The organism is Rahnella sp. 1L-D-7-B-C2, assembly GCF_057290995.1.
In genome coordinates this window covers 1-20,622 of record NZ_JBXAVQ010000026.1, presented here as the reverse complement: position 1 = coordinate 20,622, position 20,622 = coordinate 1, and the positions used below count along the sequence as shown (strand labels likewise).

Annotated in this window: 11 protein-coding genes and 1 pseudogene; 9 read left to right on the top strand and 3 right to left on the bottom strand. The window is 54.6% G+C overall.

Translation table 11 applies throughout. The features are described 5' to 3' along the window. The first annotated feature begins 102 nt into the window (after positions 1-102). The 7 genes and pseudogenes from traD (at position 103) to AC0Z7K_RS22800 (ending at position 12,022) form a co-directional block, all read left to right on the top strand. Complete coding sequence (gene traD / locus AC0Z7K_RS22830; RefSeq protein ID WP_485616083.1) at positions 103-2,778, top strand: type IV conjugative transfer system coupling protein TraD; 2,676 nt, start codon at positions 103-105, stop codon at positions 2,776-2,778. Next, the gene (gene traI / locus AC0Z7K_RS22825) at positions 2,775-8,570 is read left to right on the top strand and encodes a conjugative transfer relaxase/helicase TraI (RefSeq protein WP_485616082.1); all 5,796 of its coding nucleotides are present in this window, start codon (positions 2,775-2,777) and stop codon (positions 8,568-8,570) included. The genes traD and traI overlap by 4 nt, the downstream gene beginning before the upstream one ends. Before the next feature lie 81 nt (positions 8,571-8,651). Next, complete coding sequence (locus AC0Z7K_RS22820; protein WP_485616081.1) at positions 8,652-9,446, top strand: DsbA family protein; 795 nt, start codon at positions 8,652-8,654, stop codon at positions 9,444-9,446. Positions 9,447-9,506: 60 nt separating this feature from the next. Continuing rightward, positions 9,507-9,776: a hypothetical protein gene (locus AC0Z7K_RS22815; protein ID WP_485616080.1), complete on the top strand. Its 270-nt coding sequence runs from the start codon at positions 9,507-9,509 to the stop codon at positions 9,774-9,776. After that, on the top strand, positions 9,776-10,312 hold the full coding sequence (locus tag AC0Z7K_RS22810) for a phospholipase D family nuclease (protein ID WP_485616079.1): 537 nt from the start codon (positions 9,776-9,778) through the stop codon (positions 10,310-10,312). Before AC0Z7K_RS22815 ends, AC0Z7K_RS22810 begins: the two co-directional genes overlap by 1 nt. A 128-nt stretch (positions 10,313-10,440) precedes the next feature. Then, positions 10,441-10,692: pseudogene (locus tag AC0Z7K_RS22805) on the top strand (RepB family protein). Positions 10,693-10,957: 265 nt separating this feature from the next. Then, entirely contained in the window at positions 10,958-12,022 is a 1,065-nt protein-coding gene (locus AC0Z7K_RS22800; protein ID WP_485616078.1) for a Replication protein, read from the top strand. A gap of 916 nt (positions 12,023-12,938) precedes the next feature. Here AC0Z7K_RS22800 and AC0Z7K_RS22795 read toward each other — a convergent pair. The 3 genes from AC0Z7K_RS22795 to AC0Z7K_RS22785 all read right to left on the bottom strand — a co-directional run bounded on the left by AC0Z7K_RS22795 (position 12,939) and on the right by AC0Z7K_RS22785 (position 18,965). Then, positions 12,939-16,055, bottom strand: a complete 3,117-nt coding sequence (locus AC0Z7K_RS22795) for an HsdR family type I site-specific deoxyribonuclease (RefSeq protein WP_485616077.1) — start codon at positions 16,053-16,055, stop codon at positions 12,939-12,941. A 133-nt stretch (positions 16,056-16,188) separates the two neighbouring features. Further along, the gene (locus AC0Z7K_RS22790; protein WP_485616076.1) at positions 16,189-17,412 is read right to left on the bottom strand and encodes a restriction endonuclease subunit S; all 1,224 of its coding nucleotides are present in this window, start codon (positions 17,410-17,412) and stop codon (positions 16,189-16,191) included. Further along, positions 17,409-18,965: a type I restriction-modification system subunit M gene (locus AC0Z7K_RS22785; protein WP_485616075.1), complete on the bottom strand. Its 1,557-nt coding sequence runs from the start codon at positions 18,963-18,965 to the stop codon at positions 17,409-17,411. Before AC0Z7K_RS22785 ends, AC0Z7K_RS22790 begins: the two co-directional genes overlap by 4 nt. A gap of 831 nt (positions 18,966-19,796) precedes the next feature. Between AC0Z7K_RS22785 and AC0Z7K_RS22780 the strand changes: the two genes are divergently transcribed. Beyond that, positions 19,797-20,336 (top strand): hypothetical protein, encoded by a 540-nt coding sequence (locus AC0Z7K_RS22780; RefSeq protein ID WP_001567334.1) that lies wholly within the window; start codon positions 19,797-19,799, stop codon positions 20,334-20,336. 10 nt (positions 20,337-20,346) lie between these two features. Continuing rightward, entirely contained in the window at positions 20,347-20,604 is a 258-nt protein-coding gene (locus AC0Z7K_RS22775) for a hypothetical protein (RefSeq protein WP_001567333.1), read from the top strand. Positions 20,605-20,622: the final 18 nt, after the last annotated feature.

The window sequence follows — 20,622 nt, the reverse complement described above, 5'->3', positions numbered from 1 at the left end:
TTTACAACTTTTTAGCCCAATTTCATTCCCCGCTTCTTTTACTGACCAACCTGAACTGCCCGTCCGGGCGGCTTAAGCCTGCGCGTTTGCCGGAGCTGAACCATGAGTTTTACACCGAAGTACCTCACGCAGGGGGGCCAGATGACGGCCTACCGCCTGCGCATGTTTGCCCAGGTCAACCAGTGGATATTGAACTGGCTGTTACTGTTGTTTTTGTTATCCACCGGCGGCGTATTTTGGGCGGTCACCTCCGCCGATGTGCTGAATAACGGTTTCTGGTACTGGACCGGCAGGCTGTTATCCAGCTTTGTGCCGTTGATGAATCCGAAAAGCCCGGCGACCTGGGATATCAGCTGGCACTGCAATAGCGGCATACAGTTGTGCACCACCAAACTGACGCTGGGACAGCTGCTGGCTGACCCCTGGATGCAGTCGATGGGCGGCCAGCTGGTGAATAACTTAAAGCTGAGCGCCGCCGGCTGCGGCACGGTGTGTTTGCTGTTGTTCAGCGTGATTGCCTGGTATGTGGGCCGCATTGGCAAGAAGGAGAGTGAAGATACCTATATATCCGGCATGACGCTGACGGATGACCTGGTCAGCGTGAACCGGCAGCTGAAAAAGGCCGGACAGAAGTCCGACCTGCAGATTGGCGGCCTGCATATGGTCAGGCATGCCGAGGTGATGAATTATCTGATCCACGGCACCATCGGCGTCGGTAAATCCACCCTTATCCGCTGGTTGCTCGACTTTATACGTAAACGGGGGGACCGGGCGATTGTCTACGACTCCGGCGGCACCTTTATTGAAACGCACTATGACGAACGTATCGACAAAATCCTCAACGCGCACGACAAGCGCTGTGCGAACTGGGTGCTGTGGCGGGAAGCGCGGGAGGTCGTGGACTACGAGAACCTGACGGCCTCGCTTATTCCGGTGGAGGGGGAGTCCGACCCGTTCTGGGTGTCCTCTTCACGCACCATTTTCAGCGATACGGCGATGCAGTTTGCCTCACATAGCGATCGCAGCATTGAGAAATTCCTGACAGCCCTGTTGTCTATTGACCTGAAAACCCTGCGCGAATTTCTCAAAAATACGCCTTCCGCCAACCTGGTAGAGGAAAAAATTGAGAAGACGGCCATCTCGATCCGCTCGGTGGTGACCAACTATGCCAAAGCCCTGCGTTACCTGCAGGGGCTTGACCAGGAGGGGAAACCCGAGTTCAGCATCCGGGAGTGGATGACCGACGCACAATACGACAGTAGCTGGTTGTTTATTTCCACCACGGCCCGTCATCGCAAGTCGGTTCGCCCGCTGATGTCCATGTGGCTGTCGATGGCGACGATTTATCTGCAAAGCATGGGGGAAGATCCCGACCGCCGCGTGTGGTTTGTCATCGATGAAAAAACCGGTCTGCAAAAAATCCCAGAGTTTTCCGAGACGCTGGCTGAAGGGCGCAAATTTGGCGGTTGTTTTGTTATTGGCATCCAGAACATGCCACAGCTTATCAACGTGTACGGACGTGAGGTAGCCAAGTCTATTTTCGACCTGCTCAACACCCGTTTTTATGGCCGTTCGCCGAGCGCCGAGGTGGCGAAAATCGTTGAGGAAGAACTGGGGCATCAGCGCCGTCGTGAGGCGCGGGAGCAGAACAGCTACGGTCTTGACCAAATCCGTGACGGTATCTCCATCAGCCGTGACAAGGTCAACGAGCCGGTGGTCGATTATGACCAGATCATGTCGATGCCAAACCTGCGTTTCTATGCCCGCCTGCCGGGGGAATACCCGGTCGTGAAACTGGATCTGAAGTACCGTCCGCAGAAGAAGTATCACAAGGCGCTGATTGAGCGCGATTTCAAGGATGTGCTCAGTCCCCAGCTGGAACAGGTCATCAGCAAGAACGAACAGGCGACACGCAGGGCGGGCATTGTCTTCCCGACCGGCGACGAAATTCTGGAAGGGCAGAAAGCCGCAGCGGAACCGAAAAATGCCGGTCAGTCATCCAGCCCGGCGGTGACACCACAAGCCGACCAGCAGAAACCTGTCCAGAGCGGAAAGCAGGCCGATATCCCGCTCGTGTCCGCCGTCAGTCAGAGCACTCCCCCGGTTGCCAGGGGCGTGGAAAAATCAAAACAACACGACTCTGAAAAGCCCGAAACCGCCCCTGACGGTGTGGGTTCAGAAGCACCCGAACCCTCTGATGCGCCGATACTGCCAGCGAATGTTCGCCCTTTCACCCCGCGTATGCGACAGGATCCTCCGCCGGCGGAAACGGTGAAAAAGGGCGTGGCACCCGAGATAGAGGCCAACACACAGACTAAACCTGTGCCTGTCGTACCGCAACCCGCCATAACGACTCACACCATACCCCCTCAACCACACACCTCTGCCGCGCTGAAAAACCCACCAGTGTTGTCTGTTGCTGCCAACAACATGAAACCGTTGGCCGGCCTCAGCGCGCTTGAGTTGCTCGCGCTTAAACGCCGTAAGCCCGTTTCGTCTTCAGAAGGCCCGGACAGTCAGGCCGCGGCAGAGGCACAGGGTGAAGCACCGGATCTGCAGATGGACGTGGAAGTGGATGAAAAAGGCGAGCTTGTTTTGCGCACGTTGGGCGCCCGGAAGGAGTCTCCGGAAAGCCTGGATGAGGCCCAGGCGACGGAGTATGGCGCGGCAAACCGCGCGATGGCCGAGGAGGAACAGAACATTCTGCGACACCACGATGATTATGACGCGTACCAGCATATGGATGAACACCACGAACCCGGAGGTTTTGAACGATGATGACCGTTGCCTCCGTTGCGTCTGCTGCAGACGCGGCGGGCTATTACAGCAGCAAAGATAACTACTATTTTCTCGATGATCTGCAAAGCCAGTGGCTGGGGGAAGGCGCCCGTGAGCTGGGTCTGGAAGGGAACGTTGATCTTGAGGCGTTCACCAATATCCTGCACGGGCGGTTACCGAATGGCGTGGAGCTGGGAAAGGAGGTGTCAGGTAATCATGTGCACCGGCCCGGACACGACTTCACCTTTTCTGCGCCGAAAAGTGTCTCAATGCTTATCCTGGCCGGCGGCGATAAGCGCCTGCTGCAGGCCCATATTGAGTCGGTCAAAGAAACACTGGCCATCATGGAGCAGACGATTTCCGCCCGTGACACGAAGGAGGGCATCACCTCGATCGTCCCCACCGGCAAGATGGTGGCGGCGCTCTTTACCCACGATACGTCACGCAATCTCGATCCGGCCATTCATACCCATGCGGTAGTTGCCAACGTGACCGAGCTGGACGGGAAGTGGAAGGCGCTGGCCACCGATGCCATTTACGGTGCCGGGTTTATTGAGACAATGTACCGCCATCAGGTCAGCTTCGGCAAAATCTACCGCAACAGCCTGAAGGCGAAAACCGAGGCGATGGGGTATGAGACAGAACTCACCGGCGGCAAGCATGAACTTTGGGAAATCAAAGGGTTTCCGGAGGCGGTGCTGGAGGAGTTTTCGTCCCGCCACCGTGAAATCGCCGCCCAGGTCGGGGATGAAGCGTCGCTGAAAAGCCGCGATGTCGCGGCGTTAGACACCCGGCAGAAAAAGGTCGATATCAGCCGTTACGGACTCGATGAAGTCGATGCGCAGGGCACACGCCCGCCCGCTGCTCCGTCACTGACGCCGGCTGACACTGCCAGCGTGCCATCATCGTCCCCTGCGCGCGTGGATTTACCGTCAGAACCGTCACACGAGGTGGGGAAATCGGGTATAGCCTCTGCCCGCACGCCTGATGAGATGGCCAGTCCGGCTGAAGCCGTCACCGAGCCATCACTGTCCCGTGAACGCGTGGATTTCCCGTCAGAACCTGCAATTGAGGTGGGCGGAGAGGGGAACGCCCCTGTCCGCACGACCGCTGAGGCGGTCAGACTGCCCGAACCCGGACAGGTAACGCCGGAAAAAAGTACGGGGGCAAAGGACGCACCGGCGGAACCACCCATCGTCAAACCAGAGACGCAGGCCGGGCGCAACCGGCTGCAGGCCCGGTGGGATCAGCAGATGGCAGACCTGAATTTTGATATCCGTGAGGTGATAGACGCGGCACAGGTTCGCGCCGTGGAGCCTGAACAGGCGGAAGAACGTCCGATGCCGCCGAGCGTCATGCAGGCGGTGCGTACTGCGATTTCGGTGCTCAGTGACACCCGCACCCGCTTTACCTACGGTGACCTGCTGATGACAGCGCATGAGGCGGGGGAAGGGCAACAGTCGATCCCTAATCTGCGCAAGGCGATCGACCGGGCCATCAGTGAAAACCTGCTGGCCCCGCTGGACGGGGACAAAGGGGTATTTACCTCGCATATTCATCTGCTGGATGAACTGTCTGTGCAGGCCCTGGCGGCCGATATCGTGAAGGAAGGGAAAGTGGTCAGCTTCCGGCAGACCGACATCGATACGCCTGAGCGGCTCAAAGCGGTGGAATTTGCGCCGGTGGCCATCCTGAACGCACCGGCGTCAATCGGCCGTCTGCGCGAGGTGACGGAAGAACTGGTGACAATGTCACGTGAGCATGGCCGCGAGGTGAAAATACTGGCCAGTTCTGCCGAACGGGGCCTGAGCTTTGGCAAATCTCCGCTGCTCAAAGACGACATCCTTTATCGCAGTCGCATTTTGGATAAGGGGTTCAGTCTCTCACCGCACAGCACACTCATCGTGGAAAGTGCGGAGCGCCTCGGACTCAAGGAGATGCTGGTCCTGAGCGGCGAAGCGAAGGAGAAAGACGCCCAGCTTATTTTCCTGGACAGCGCCGGGCGGCAGTCCAACGCCAACGCCCTGTCGGTGCTGTCATCCGCCGGCGTGCCCCGTCACGGTCTGACCGAACCGGTGGCGGGGCTGGAAGCACGGGTGATCAGTATCGGCGATAAGCGTGACCGTTACCGGGCACTGGCTGAACGCTATGCTGACCTGAGTTCACCGGACACCCCCGTCACCGCCGTGGTCACCGGCGCCCGCGAGCAGCAGCACCTGACCAGCATTATCCGTGACGCCCTGCAAAACGCCGGCAAGCTTGAACGGGACGGCGTGACCGTCGAAGCCCGCACGCCGGTCTATGCCAGCGTGAAAGAACGCCTGCTCCCGGCCACGTACCGGGCGGGGATGGTGCTGGAAGACCGGTCAGACAAAAATGAGACCCGCCACTACACCCTTGACCGGGTGCATGAGGAGACGCGCATGTTGTCACTTATCGACAGCGACGGCGTTCTGAGCCGCGTAAAACTGAGCGACCTGACCGGCGACTGGCGGCTGTTTACCCGTGAACAGCTGCACGTTGCTCAGGGGGAGCAGCTGTTTGCCCTGGCCGCAGACAAAGCCAATGGGCTGAAAGCCCGCGACCGGCTGACGGTCACTGCCGTCAGTGAGGGAAAATTAACGGTGCAGCGCGATGGCCAGAAAAAACCGCTGCAGGTCGCGACCGACCGGCCGCTGTATCTGACGCACGGCTACATCAGCGCACCGGGGAGCCGGGACAATGAGCACGGTATCGTGCTGGCCAGCCTCAATGCTCGTGACCTGTCCGGCAACATCATGAACGCCCTGGCCCAGTCGGGCCATGAGGCGGAAATCTTTACCGGTGAAGCACAAAACAAGGCGGAAGAGAAACTCGGCCGGATGCGCACCACCCGTTCACCGCTGGCGTTAGTCCGCCAGGCCAGTGGCAAGGAAGACGCCGGGGAAGCGCTGGCCGCGTTAAACGCGGGATTACTCACGGATGCGCAAAAGGCCGTGTCGCGGGCGGTTTCCCAGATGAAGGACGTCGCCTTCTCAGAGGTGAAACTGCTGGAGCAGGCGGGCACGTTCTTCAATAATCTGGGGGCGTTACGGGGTGAAGTGGCCCGGCAGGTTAAAGAGGGAGACCTCATCCCGGTGAAAGTCGCCGGCGGTGGGGGATTTGTGGGGCGGGCGACCTGGGAGATGGAAAAGGCCATCATCCGGGAAATTGATACGGGTAAAAACACCCAGACGCCGCTGATGGCCACGATGGACCCGGTCTTGCTTAATGGGCTGACCGCCGGGCAGAAGGCCGCCACGACGCTTATCCTGCAAAGTCCCGATCGCTTTACTGCCGTACAGGGCTATGCCGGCGTGGGGAAAACCACCCAGTTCCGGGCGGTGAAAGCCGCGATTGACACCCTGCCGGAAAGTGAACGGCCGCTCGTGATTGGGCTTGCCCCGACGCACCGCGCGGTGAAGGAAATGCGTGACGTTGGCATCGAGGCGCAGACCCTTAAATCCTTCGTGGTGGACTGGCAACAGCGCACGGCGGCGGGCGAAGACGTGCGTTATGCCAGGACACTTTTTCTGATTGATGAGTCCTCGATGTTGGGGAATCAGGACACCGCTGCCGCCTATCAGGCGATATCACGCGGAGAGGGCCGGGCCGTTGCGGTGGGCGATACCGGTCAGCTGCAGTCACCGGAAAGCGGGGCACCGTTCACGCTGATGCAGGAGCGCAGTACCCTCGACGTGGCCGTGATGAACGAAATCGTTCGCCAGCGTAATCATGACCTGAAGTCTGCCGTTTACAGCGTCATTGAGAACAAAGCCGGTGCTGCCCTCGAGAAAATGGAGAGAGTGTCACCGAAGACGGTGCCCCGGCTGAGATCCTGGGAGGCCCCTGGCTACTCGGTGGTCGAAACCGAATCACCGTGGACACGTATTACCGTGGACTACATGAGCCGTACACCGGATGCCCGTGAGCGCACCATGATTGTGGTGCAGCTGCATGAGGACCGGCAGATGATCAATAAATACATTCATCAGGCCATGTTAAAAGAAGGGGCGTTGGGGGAGAAGGCGGTGACCGTCCCGATACTGGATCGCATTACCGGCGGTCGTCACGATTTCAACCGCATTAATGACTGGAAGGCGGGGCAGGTGGTGCTGGCCAACGAGCGATATCTGAGCGTGACCGGCATCGATTTGGGAACGGAGCGCGTCTTTTTGCGCGATGAAAATGACCGCATGCACTATTACTCCCCGAAAGAGCTAAACGCCACCGAAATTGAGGTGTTTGAACGGCGTGAGATTGAGCTGCGGGAAGGTGACAGCGTGCGCATGAGCAAAACGCAGAAGCAGGCAGGCCATGATGCCCATGAACAGTACCGGGTAGAAACGCTGCGTGACAACGGCGAGGTGGTGCTTAAAAACGCCGGCGGCGAAAAGGTCATTACGCCGGGCATGACGCTGGCAGACCAGCACATCGATTATGCCTGGGCGGTGACCGGCTACGGCGCACAGGGGGCCAGTACGGACTATGTGATTGCGCTGGAGGGGACGGAGGGTGCGCGTAAGCGAATGAGCGGCATGCGGGCCTTTTACATTAACGCCTCCCGTGCGCGCGATCATGTGCAGATTTATACCGATGGCCTTCGTGACTGGATGGATACGCTGCGGCAAAAAGATAACGGCCCGACGACTGCGCATGATGCCCTGAAGCCGGAATCAGAGCGGGCGCAGGCCCGGAGCATCTGGGCGATGGGGCAGCCGGTGGGCAAAACGGCCATCGGGCGAACCTACCTGCGGGAACAGGGCTTAAAAGATAACCCCGTGACGGCGCGGATTATTCCGCCGACCAGGAAATATCCGATGCCGCATCTGGCGTTACCGGTTTATGACAGCAACGGCAAAACGGCGGGTCTGACGATGTTTCCCCTTCAGTCAGACACCGGCCAGATACAGACCGGGCCGGTACGCCAGCTGACGACCGAGGGCGCCCAGGCGGCGGTGGTGCAAAAAAGCCGTAACGGTGACACGATTGTGGTCAGCGATATGACGCAGGCGCTGGCGGCGGCGCGAGGCAACCCGGCGGCAGGCGTATTGCTGCTCACCGGCCGGCAGATGCCGTCCGCGCAGCTGCTGAAAGTGGCGGGCGGGGTGACTGACCGGACTGTCAGGCCGGATGCCACGTTGCTCAGGCTGGTCCAGTCTGAGCTGCAGGAGATCCTGCGGTATCTGCCGGCAGAAGAAAGGCCGGCGGATGAGTCTGCCCTGCTTCGCCAGGCACTCCGGGCTATTGAAGAGACGCGGCATCCCCTGTCTGAAATTCAGCTTCCAGAGACTAAAGGGCAGGATGTGCCAGCGTTGTCAGCACAATTGGTAGAGCGTGTAGTTCAGAACATGCGGCAGGAAATACCGGTGCTACCGGGTGAGAAGCTGCCGGACTACGCCGCGCTTATCCGTCAGGCTTCTGGCCTGCTTGCCCAAAACGAAGCCCTGCAGGACAACAACGGCGCCATTCGGGCTGTGCTGGCCACCCTTGCCGGGGCGGGTCAGTTTGACAGTGCAGCATTGCCGGCTGAAAACGCGCAGGCAAGCCTGGTGTCTGCAGAAGCACTCCGCTACGTGCAGGCCGAGCAGGATAAAGCGCACGGCTCCGCTAAAAACCCGCAAAATGACCTGTCAGAGCGGGCGCTGGCCAGCGCGGCGCGTGAACTGGAAAAGCAGGGGCAACTGACGCTGCCGCCCGAAAGTCGGGGCCGGGAGCCGGAGCGGGAAGAAATTACCCACGAAGCCGTCCGAAATATTCAGAAAGAACGTTAATCCACACCGCGACACATCCTGGCAGCGGCACAATCTTTTATTCACCGGTGACCCCGGGATCCTTCTTTGAGAGACATCATCATGACAAACCGTTTTAACGCGGCGGCGCTTTCGCTCGCCCTGAGTTTTACTTTCGGCTCAATCCACGCCGGCGCCGCAGAGCCGGAAGAGTTCACACCGGCACAGCAGTCACGCATCGGCGAGATTGCCGCCGACTACCTGGTGGCCCATCCGCAGGTGCTTATCGAGGTGAGCAAAAAGCTGCAGGCACAGCAGGCAGCCATCAAGGCACAGCTGATGGCACAGTCGGTGCTGAAGGGGCACCGGCTGCTGATGCAGCTTGATGGCGTGCCGGTGAAAGGCCCGCAAAATTCGAAAGTGATTGTGACCGAGTTTTTTGATTACGAATGTATCGCCTGCAACATGATGGCCCCGGTAATGGAGCAGGTCATGGTCAGCAACCCGGATGTGAGGTTTGCTTTTCGTGACTGGACGATTTTTGCCGGGCATTACCCCGAGTCTACGCAGGCGTCACGCCGTGGTCTGGCCATCTGGAAACAGAAGGGGGCTGATGCCTATATGGCCTACCACAACGGGATTTACGGCACCGGCCATAACGAAGGGAAACTGACGTCAGACGATATTGAAAAAGTGGCCACGGCAGCGGGCGCAGGAGAAGAAGACGTCGCGAACCGCACAGCGGCAGATGCCCTGATCGCGGGTAACAGTGCGCTGGCAGAGCTATTGGGATTAACCGGGACGCCGGGGATCATCGTGATGCCGGCAGAGAACGCGACCGCTGACAACACGACTGTCATTCCGGGCGTCGTGTCCGCTCAGGTGATGCAGCAGGCCATCGATAATGCGATGAAATAAAGCGAGGTCGTGCAGGCCACCGGATATGAGGTGGCTTTGCGCGGTGTCAGGAGAAAAACGATGAAGTGTGAAAAAGCACTGTCGATCCACTTTTTTGACCTGCATGGCTTTATGTTCAGCGATGATGATATCGAGCATCAGCGGGTGTGTTTCAGAACGCATCCGGGATTGCACCATGAGGCACTGAAGGTGGCCATTACCTGTCTGACCAAGTGCGTGCCGGAAAACCTGACCTGGGACGCGTCCTGTGGCGAAGGTTCCTTTTGCCTGCTGACCGCCAGTGTGTCATCAGGGATTTATGCATTGCCCTACCAGGAGGAAACAGACTGATGAAGAACAACAGATTGCGGGTGGCCTTACTGACCATGTTATTGAATGTGGGCGTTTGCACCGCCAGCGCGGCCCCGTCGGTACAGGTGGGATTCTCACCGGAAGGCAGCGCGCAGCAGCTGGTACTGCAAACGGTGAATGATGCCCGGCAAAGCATTCGCCTGATGGGGTACTCGTTTACCTCGCCCGACATTGCCGGGGCCCTGGTCGAAGCAAAGAAACGGGGCGTCGACGTCCAGGTGGTACTGGATGAGGGCGGCAATCGCGGGAAAGCCAGTGTGGCCGCGATGAATTTATTGGTGAATGCGGGGATCCCGGTGCGCACCGTCAGTCAGTTTAAAATCATGCATGACAAGGTGATTATCGTTGATGGCCAGACGGTCGAAACCGGATCATATAACTATACCCTGTCTGCCGCGCGGTCGAATTCAGAGAACGCTCTGGTACTGCACGATGTGCCTGACCTGGCACAAACCTATCTAACTCACTGGCAGTCTCGCTGGGCGTTAGGGAAAGACTGGCACTCTGCTTATTAACGATTAACGAAACTCAGCTCGTCACTTCAACAATATGAGCAGCGCGCCAACGTTGCTCATGCCTGACATAAAGTTAAAAAGCTCTAGTATTCTCTACATATTCTCTTATAAAACATGGGGAGGTGGAGATGCCACAAGCTGACAATGCAAAAACTTCCCCATTGGATTAAAACGCGCATATCGAAAAGGTAAACCAATGTCTGCCAGCCAAAGACAGCTGGGCGCTATTGTACGTAAGCGTGAAACGCATAAAGAAAGGAGCTCTCTGATTGAAATCTGCGAGTGAAGAAGGGCTTACACAGGCGCAGTTTATTGAAGGTTTACCCGAGCGTGAATTGCTTGAACGTGGTGTTTTAGATGTAAAGATTTCACATTTTTGATGGTTGGCACATTGAGTACGAGATTACTGATCGAGTAGAGAATTTCTGGCTGGCCACGCCATAAGGTGGCAGGGAATGGGTGCTGATTGAGATACTTACAGGCCCATATAAGCAAAAACCCCGAAAATCTTCCTAGGTTTGGCGACTCAGGAGAAGATAATCGGGGCTCACTAAAACTGTATAGAGTTTGTTACTCTATATAGGGAGTATAGATTTATGCCTTTTAAAGGTCAACTCCTCCGGCGCAACATAAGCGTTGGGAGCCGTGTCTGAACAACTGTTTCCGTTTTCACCGGTAGCAAACAGTGTTTCTGCCAGTGTCTATCGTCCTTCGCGCCGGGGTGAGGCTAACCGTCTGCGCAAAGGCCAGTCGAAGACGCACCGCAACAACCAGCCGGCCTACACGGGCAAAACGCCGCGCGGCATGGCTGCAAAAGTGGTGGCCTGCTTCCGTCAGCATGACTGGCGGCGAAATGCCGATTTGATCGCGCTTCGCCGTACTGGTTACACGCCGTACTCCCGTGCGTCTGACCCTTCCTTTACCCCTAAACCCATGCGGATTACCCCACGCTCTGAGAGCCGTGAGGCGCTGACCTCTCTCTCTTTAGTTCTGGCCGCAAATTGTGACTACAGCCCGGACAGCGATTACCTTTTCGAAATGATGCTGCCGGTGGAAGAGATTGCCCGCCGCATGAATGCGCTGCACGTTTATGAGAACGGTCGCAAGGCCTATGACGTGTTGTTGCATGCCCTGCGGGTGATGGAACAGCTGGACTACGTGGTAATACACCGCGACCGCGACGCCGACTCTGGCCAGAACAAGCCCATGCGAATTTTTCTCACCGACAAATGCTTTACTTCACGCGGCATCGCCGTTGAAAGCATCCGGGAGTGGTTGCATAAATATCGCCAGTGGGCGGTAGCCAGCGGACTGGCGGAGTCAATGCAGCAGAAATATCAGCGTCACCTGCTCAAAATGGCGCGTCTGGGCATCAGTATTGACCGCCACCATTCCCTCAAAAACCGGCTGAGACAGATAAAACGCTGGGTTGTCAGCCCGGAGCTGCGCGATGAAAAAGCGCGCACTGAGGCGGATATTGGCGCCGTTCTTGACGAACAGGCGCGTAAAGTGCGGCAGCTGCGTCCGGCCAAAGAGACAAGCCGTTACCAGAATGCCTGGCGTCGCTATACAGCCGCCGGCCAACTGACGATGGTCGCGCAAATGTCACTGGAAAGCGCTCTCAAAGTCGAGTTCCCGACGCTGCTGGCCACCAATGCCGAGAAGTTCTATCAGATGTTACTTGAACGCGCCGGCGTTCCTCTGTCTTAACCACATTCCTCTCTAAACCTTTCCCCTTCCTGCGATTCTCGCGGGCCTTATGCTGGCATTTTTTCCGTTCGCGGATGCCTGGCAGGCTTCCCCACGTCTGTTGTCCGCCAAAATGTGCACCGGCGACGGTCGGGGCATGCTCACGATACGGCGCTGGCCAGCGTCTGATTAAGAAATAATCGTTTAAATTCGAAGAGATAATTCTCCCGGTCGAGGCATCCCATTAACTTCGAAAACCCCTCTTCAGACAGGATTAATTTCGAACGTTACTTCTGAACAAAACAAGCTTTCTAAAGAAAGAGTACTCCTGAGCCAGCCTACGGCATGGCATCTGGAGTAGCTCCCTTCGCTCTGCTCAGGGCAACCACACCTGAACACCCCCATCATTTGCCAGGGCAAAAGAAGAAGTAGCACCCCGGACAAGCCGGGGCATAACACCTGTTATATTAGTTACAACATTCACCAGACCTCACCCACATCAACCCCCAGCACCGAGCGCAAACGCAACCCCTCCGCCCACCTGAAAAGCCGCCCCGCCCCCGGCCAAAGGCCGGGAACAGAGTGGCTTTAAAAGTGAATGTTGTAACTATTAAAGCTGTGTCGCTTTGAGAAGTGTGGCTTTAGCTCTGAATTACACGCTCGTAAGCGCCAAAGGCGCTAACGCGGAGATACGCCCTGGCTTCGCCAGGACCACTCCGACCGCGTACATTAACGTATCGTTGCTGTGAGCGGGAATGGTCTGGCAGGGCGAGGGGTTGGCATCGGTAATATCTATCAAACCTGGGCGGCTGCGCCGCGTTTCCGGCGACATGGAGCCCTTGACGTCACAGGAAACATCGTTTGTCGCCTTCATGCCGCTTAGCGGCATAAATCAAATGCAAGGAAGCGGTTATCCGTGTACAACCATATACGTGAATTAAATCCCGCCACCGACGCCTTTGAATTTTTCAATGAATGCTCCGATTTTCTGAAATACTGTCTGTTTCTTGGTTTTGTACTGCGGATTTAGCGGGCTGAGTTTTGGGAGCGTCGCGTTAAGCTCAGTTCCGTTTTCCGTCGCATACTCGCGCTTCAGCGAGGTACGGATGTAACGCCTGGCGGCCTCTTCATTAAGGTTCTCCTCTTTTATTAGCGCATCCGCTTCACGTTGCTGTTCCCGCTGAGCGAAGGTAAAGAACGCATCAATGATACCGGCCTTATCCGGCATGTCATCGAGGTTGGTCTGCTGGATAAAATCAACGACCAACTCCTCCTTGGCGCGGTTACCCAGGCTGGAGCGGATAAGCCGCCGCACCTCTTCAGTCAGGGCCGCTTTGCCCTTGTTCTGCTTGTTATGCTCGAATACCAGGCCAAGGATGTAGTCCAGATTAATTTCCTGTGACTTCAGCAAATCAATCTCAAACACCACGTCCTCCCAGTCGGTCGTGGACTTGTCCTTGTCCCCGGCGGCTTTCTCGCGGCGCTGCCAGTCGCGGATATCGTTGTACACCGAGCGATAGTCCTGCACTTTGCGCTCTGCCGGCAGGCGAATGGTCTGAAGTTCAGCGAGTTTTTCATCATCCAGATAATGCGCGGCCTTGAAGGCCTCTACCGCTGCAGCGTCATTGGTATCGACCTGCTGCAGGGCTTTTAGGCTGGCAAACTCATCGTAGTTTTGCAGGATGTTTTCGGCGCGCAGGTATTCGCCAAACAGTTTCACAAAAGCTTTTTTCTCTTTCTCGCTGTCAATGTCAGTCGGGTCTGGGAACTGTTGCTCCAGCGCGGTAACGATATCCATAAAGCCGCGCCTGGCCTCGCCGGTTACCACATCCTTAAAGCCGTCCATATATTCGGTATAGCTTTTTTCAAGAACGACGTTCTTGGTATTCTTATCACCGAACAGCGTGATGGCATCAATGGTTGCGCGTTCAAGATTGCGGAACGTGACGATATTACCAAAGGTCTTGGTGGCGTCATAAATACGGTTAGTGCGCGAGAAGGCCTGCATCAGTCCGTGATAGCGCAGGTTTTTATCGACAAACAGGGTATTCAGCGTCGGGGCGTCAAAGCCGGTTAAGAACATGCCCACCACGATAAGGAGATCAATGTCCTGATTTTTCACGCGCTGCGCCAAATCACGGTAGTAGTTCTGAAAACCGTTGCTGTCGGTGCTGAAGTTCGTTTTGAAGTGGCCGTTGTAGTCGTCTATTGCCGCATCCAGAAACTCCTTCGCGCTGCTGTTCATGGCGCTGACATCAAAGCTCTCATCGGTAATGTCGCCGACAGCACTCTGTTCCTCATTGGCCGCAAAAGAGAAGATGGTGGCCACTCTCAGCGGCTTAGGCATGTCGCTGTCCGGGGAGGCGTCGCGCTGTAGCTGTTTAAAGGCGTCATAATAGGCTTTAGCGGCATCCACGCTGCTGACCGCAAACATGGCGTTAAAGCCTTTTGCGCCGGGAAAGGTGCGGTGCGTTTTTTGACGAAAGTGGGTCAGGATATACCGGGTGATTTCCTCAAGACGGCGCGGGTGTAAAAAGGCCTGCTGGCTTTCAGCCGCACTGAGTTTCTTTTCGTCGGTTTCGGTTTCCAGTGCCTTGAACTGCGGCCGGACATCGTTGTAGTCCACCTTGAACTTCAGGACCTTTTCATCCCGAATGGCGTCGGTGATCACGTAAGAATGCAACTCGCGACCGAACACACTGGCCGTGGTTTCTGCCCCCAGTGCGTTTTGTGGGAAAATGGGCGTGCCGGTGAAACCAAACTGATAAAAGCGTTTGAATTTTTTGTTCAGGTTTTTCTGCGCTTCGCCGAACTGGCTGCGGTGGCACTCGTCAAAGATAAACACCACCTGCTGGCGGTACACAGGCAGGTTGGCTTCCCCTTTCATCAGGTTGTTAAGCTTCTGAATAGTGGTGACGATGATTTTATTGTCGTTTTTCTCCAGGTTGCGCTTCAGACCGGCGGTGTTATCCGAGCCGTTGACGCTGTCCGGTGAGAAGCGCTGGTACTCCTTCATGGTCTGGTAATCGAGGTCTTTACGGTCAACCACGAAGAACACCTTGTCGATAAAGTCCAGCTCGGTGGCAAGCCGCGCGGCCTTGAAGCTGGTCAGGGTTTTGCCTGAACCCGTGGTGTGCCAGATGAACCCGCCCGCCTCCGGCGTTGACCAGCCTTTTGCGGCAAAAGCGCTGTTGATTTTCCATAAAATGCGCTCCGTCGCCGCAATCTGATAGGGCCGCATGACCAGGAGCGTCTGGCTGCTGTCAAACACGCTGTAGTCAAACAGGATATTAAGCAGGGCATGTTTCTGGAAAAAGGTCGCGGTAAAGTCTTTGAGGTCTTTTATCAGCGTATTGTCGGACTTCGCCCAGTTCATGGTGAAGTCGAAGCTGTTTTTATCCCGCTTGGTGGTATTGGCAAAGTAGCGGGTGTCGGTGCCGTTGGAAATGACAAACAGCTGCAGGTATTTGAACAGGGATGTGTCGCTGTTAAAGCTCTCTTTGCTGTAGCGGTGTATCTGATTAAAGGCTTCGCGAATGGCCACGCCGCGTTTTTTAAGTTCAACCTGGACCAGCGGCAGGCCATTGACCAGTATCGTGACGTCATAGCGGTTAGCGTGCGTGCCGGCCTGCTCGAACTGCTGGGTGACCTGCACCTTGTTGCGCACCAGATTCTTTTTATCAATCAGGTAAACGTTTTCCAGCTGGCCGTTATCAAAAGTGAAGTCACAAATGTAGTCGATATGGATTTTACGGGTCTTGTCGAGGCTGCTGTCACTCGGGCTGTCCAGGTACTGCTCACAGAAGCGTCGCCACTCCCCGTCGTTAAACGTCACACCGTTCAGGGCCTGAATCTGCGTCCGCGCGTTGGCCAGCATCGCCTGCTGCGAGGGCAGCGAGACAAACTCATATCCCTGATTGCGCAGGTCCTGAATCAGCTCGCGCTCCAGGTCCGACTCGCTCTGGTAGCTGTCAGCGGCTTCCCAGGCTTTGGTATATTTATCGAGGACAATGAAATTATTAGTCTCGGCGACGGCGTGTGTCTCTTGGGTCATAGCGCATCCTGTGTGCCAGTGGGGGAAAAACCGGCAGAAAAGCATACAACGCTACCGGCGCGGAAAAGTGGTTGTCGATAATCCCGGTCAGAAACAGCACGCTGACCGGACGGTTGCTGCATGCCTGTCGGTGTCAGTTAGCGACGTCAGCAGGCTTGGGGAAGTTGAACAACAAATCGCGATAGTATTCGTACTGCTTTTGGCGCAGGGCGATTTCACCGGGCAGGCCTTCAGTGATTGAGCTGGTCAGTGCATCGAATTTGTCCAGAATTTCAACAATGCGAGCTTGTTCTTCCAGTGATTTATCAGGATCGGTTGCATAAGGTATAGGAAGTTTGAATTTCTTTATAATGGTTGAGTTTAGATCGCCCCTGGCACCTTGTCCCAGCGACTTAATGTTTTCATAATTGAAGCTTACCCAATGGAAGACATAACGATATAATGCCTTTGAGTCATCAATTTCTAAACAACCGCAGTGTTGGTTAGTTGTTAAAGGAATTTTATTTATAGCAGACCGTCCCGCCGTTGCGCCTGAAATAGCAATAATGACGCAATTTTCTGGAATCCATTTTGCCGCAGAGTTTTTTAACGCAACTCGACTTATTTTTATTTCAGTACTGTCGATATCGCTAAATTTAACCTCTTGCGTCCTTAACCAAGGGATATCTCCATTTTCGTAATACTCAGCTTTGCCTGCTGTAGGTGTTCCACCTGAGTACCATTTTTTGGTTACATCCCCCAGTGTCTTCCACTCAACCTCGCCCTCTTCAAAACTCAGCAACTGGTCGCGATAGTAGTTGTACTGTCTTTTACGTGCGGTAAGCTCAGCGGTAAGCTCAGCGGTAAGGGCGGTAAAGGTATCCAGGATCCGGACGATTTCAGACTGGATAGCGAGCGACTTTCGCGGGGTGGAGGGGCAAGGTACCGGGAGTCTAATATCTTTTAACATTGGTTTTGTTAGCTGCGCAATTCCCGTTTTAGGCGTTTTGTAATCACCCTCAATCATTTTCATAAAGTAATAAGCATACTTCAAATTTAATTCTTTTTTAGGTGTTAAAACAATAAGGCGTACTATCGGGAAAAAAGGCGTATCTCTATAACTTGTCCAGCCTATAGTTCCTCTGGCTGATATGGTTAAACTAGGTGAATTGATTTTCCCTTTATTTGTCCAACCATATAAAGAATTATTACCAATACCATTGGACAGTATGGGAATATTATATTCTTCAGTTTGAATGTTTGATAATGCATCTTTTGGTACATCACCCCCTGCAAAAATGTCGAAAATTGAATCTAATGAAACCCACTCAATCTCACCACCATTCAGCAGTTTTTCCAGATAACTTAACTCGCTCATGCCTGCGCCTCATTGCCTTCAATTTCGGCCACAATGGCATCGATTTCTTTGCGTAATTGGTCGATTTTGCTGACCGTGGCTTTCAGTTCGGCATTCAGCTCGATGATATCAACAATTTCACGCGTATCTTTGGCTTCGACATAGCTACTGACGGACAGGTTGTAGTTATTGGCGGCAACGGCCTCAACTGGCACGGATTTCGCCAGATGGTCGGTATCAGCCTTGCTGTCGAACACCTGCATAATCTGCCCAATATGCGCATCAGTCAGGATGTTGTTGTTGGTCTCTTTTTTGAACAGCCCGCTGGCATCAATAAACTGCACATCGGTGTCGGTTTTATGTTTTGACAGCACCAGAATATTCACCGCGATGGTGGTGCCAAAGAACAGGTTAGGCGCTAGGGAGATCACGGTTTCAACGTAGTTATTATCGACCAGATACTGACGAATTTTTTGCTCAGCACCACCCCGGTAAAAAATGCCAGGGAAGCAGACAATGGCCGCGCGGCCTTTGGCTGACAGGTAGTTCAGGGCATGCAGCACAAACGCAAAGTCGGCTTTCGATTTCGGGGCCAGCACGCCGGCCGGTGCAAAGCGCTCATCGTTAATCAGCGTCGGGTTATCGCTGCCAATCCATTTCACCGAGTACGGCGGATTTGAGACGATGGCATCAAAGGGCTTATCGTCCTTGAAGTGTGGATCAGTCAGGGTGTTACCCAGCATAATATTAAACTTATCGTAGTTAATGTTATGCAGGAACATATTCATACGGGCCAGGTTAAAGGTCGTATGATTAATCTCCTGACCAAAAAAGCCTTCTTCGATGATATGGTTATCGAAATGCTTCTTCGCCTGTAGCAGCAGTGAACCCGAGCCTGCCGCTGGGTCGTAGATTTTATTAACCTGGTTTTGCCCATGCATTGCCAGTTGCGCAATCAGCTTAGAGACGTGCTGTGGGGTAAAGAACTCGCCACCTGATTTGCCGGCATTCGCCGCATAGTTGGAAATCAGAAACTCATAGGCATCGCCAAACAGGTCAATCTGGTGAGCATCGAAATCGCCCAATTTCAAGCCTTCCACACCTTTCAGGACGGAAGCCAGGCGGCTGTTCTTGTCTTTAACGGTGTTTCCCAGGCGATTACTGGTGGTATCAAAGTCAGCAAACAGACCTTTGATATCGACCTCAGACGGATAGCCGTATGCCGAGCTTTCAATCGCCACAAAGATACTGTTTAGATCGGCATTGAGTCGGTCGTTGGTGTTGGCTTTCGCGGCGACATTGCAGAACAGATGGCTCGGGTAAATGAAATAGCCCTTGGTTTTGATGGCATCGTCTTTAATGTCATCCGTAATGACGCTGTCATCAAGTGATGAATAGATAATGCTTTCGTCACCGGCTTCAATGTAGCTGGAGAAGTTTTCGCTGATAAAGCGATAGAAGAGCGCGCCAAGGACGTACTGTTTGAAATCCCACCCATCGACCGAACCTCGTACATCGTTGGCGATTGCCCATATTTGGCGGTGTAACTCTGCGCGCTGCTGAAGACTTGTCATTATTTATCCTGTTATTGGGCGCTTAGCTTCTGTTATTTAGGCGATTTTATCTTAAGTACACCGCCGCTGCTCTTAAAATGACAAAGGAACGAGTATCCAAACTACCCCCAACAAGGGCTAGATGGTCCATGCTTCGTCAGGAAGGTTGTAGCCAGTTATGATTGATATGATTTAAAAACAAATATTTACTATATCTCAGGTGATTAAGGGGCACAGCCTAGAACCAACTATTAGTGGAATGAATCCGTGTTATCCAATGGTAGTCTTTCGGCCAGAGAGAGAGTCAACCTGGTATGGCTGTGTGGCAGAATAAGGAAGAACCGCCGCAACGCCGCCGTTTCATTACAATCAGGTTCTTCGGCGCAGCCCCCATCATGGCGGTGCTACCGTTTGAGGGGACGTAACGTGGCGATTATTCTGAGATCCATTCTCGGTTTTCCTTTTTCATAACGCCATTCATTCTTCATCTTATTGATGACTTTGCGCTCAACTTCTTGAGTAGCTGTCGATTCAAGGATTTGCATATTCTGTACCCGTCCATCTTGGGGGCCGTTTGGGAAACGGACAATATTGTACGGTAAGCCTGTTTTTTGAACAGGCCAAATCATCGAAGTAGGGTGAACTCCCGCGCTATACGCCGTTTTCCGCGGTTTTTGGCTAATCGGATAACCTAAATGCGATACTGATTAGGCGATAATTTAAAAGCGATAGCCACTGGCTCTAAATCAATCCGTTACGGGTATTAGTGGTTAAATACCGCGCTGAACGTACAATAATTTCCGATCTCCAAACTGATCCCTTCTACAACTTGCATACAGGGCACTCGAACCCATGAAACGACTATTAGCCGCCTCATTGGCGCTGGCATTAGCAGGATGCGCTACTCCCGCACCCAAAGCCCCGCAGCCAGACAAAGCCGCGATAGAGGCAGCGGAGATTGCCAGATACAGCGATCAGCAACTTTGCCAGGCATCTGACGCGATACAGCCGAGCCTGAACGTTAACCCATCCAGCCATCCTGAATACAACGACAATCTTAGCCGCTCAAAAGCCCTAGAGGCAGCTGCCCGCTCGCGTAATCTGAGCTGCTATAAGCTGAAGGCTGCCAATAGTAAGGCAATCAAACCGATGACCGCTCGCCAGAAGCAGGCCCGTGCAACTGCTGTGTGCGAAGGCTACGCCCAGCGTACCCAGTTCGCTAATCCGTCTGTTGCGTACTCTATGTGCCTCAAAGGCGCGCAATCCACGCCAGAAAAATGCACCCGCGACAATACGCACTTCAGCAGTGAAGCCACTAAGCTCACGGGCGCAAGCCGTGCTGAATACACTGAAATCGGCAATGCCTTCCGCATTGGATGCAATCTGAACTAAGGGATCTCTCATGAAACTACGCCACACACTCATTATGTCCGCGGCGTTTCTTATGGCCTACCAGGCTAATGCTGGCACCCCATCAACCATAGATCCCGCAGCAAAAGAAATAGCGTCAATGATGTGCCGGTGGGTGCTGGACGGGGGTAAGTTGACCGACCCAGCGCAGCGGCTGACAATCTACGAGAACGGAATCTATGGTCACTCCCGTTTTTGCAACACCGATTTTGACGATAAATTGGCTTGCTTGAATCTATCCGGCGTCTGAATGGGATTTTATTCCCGC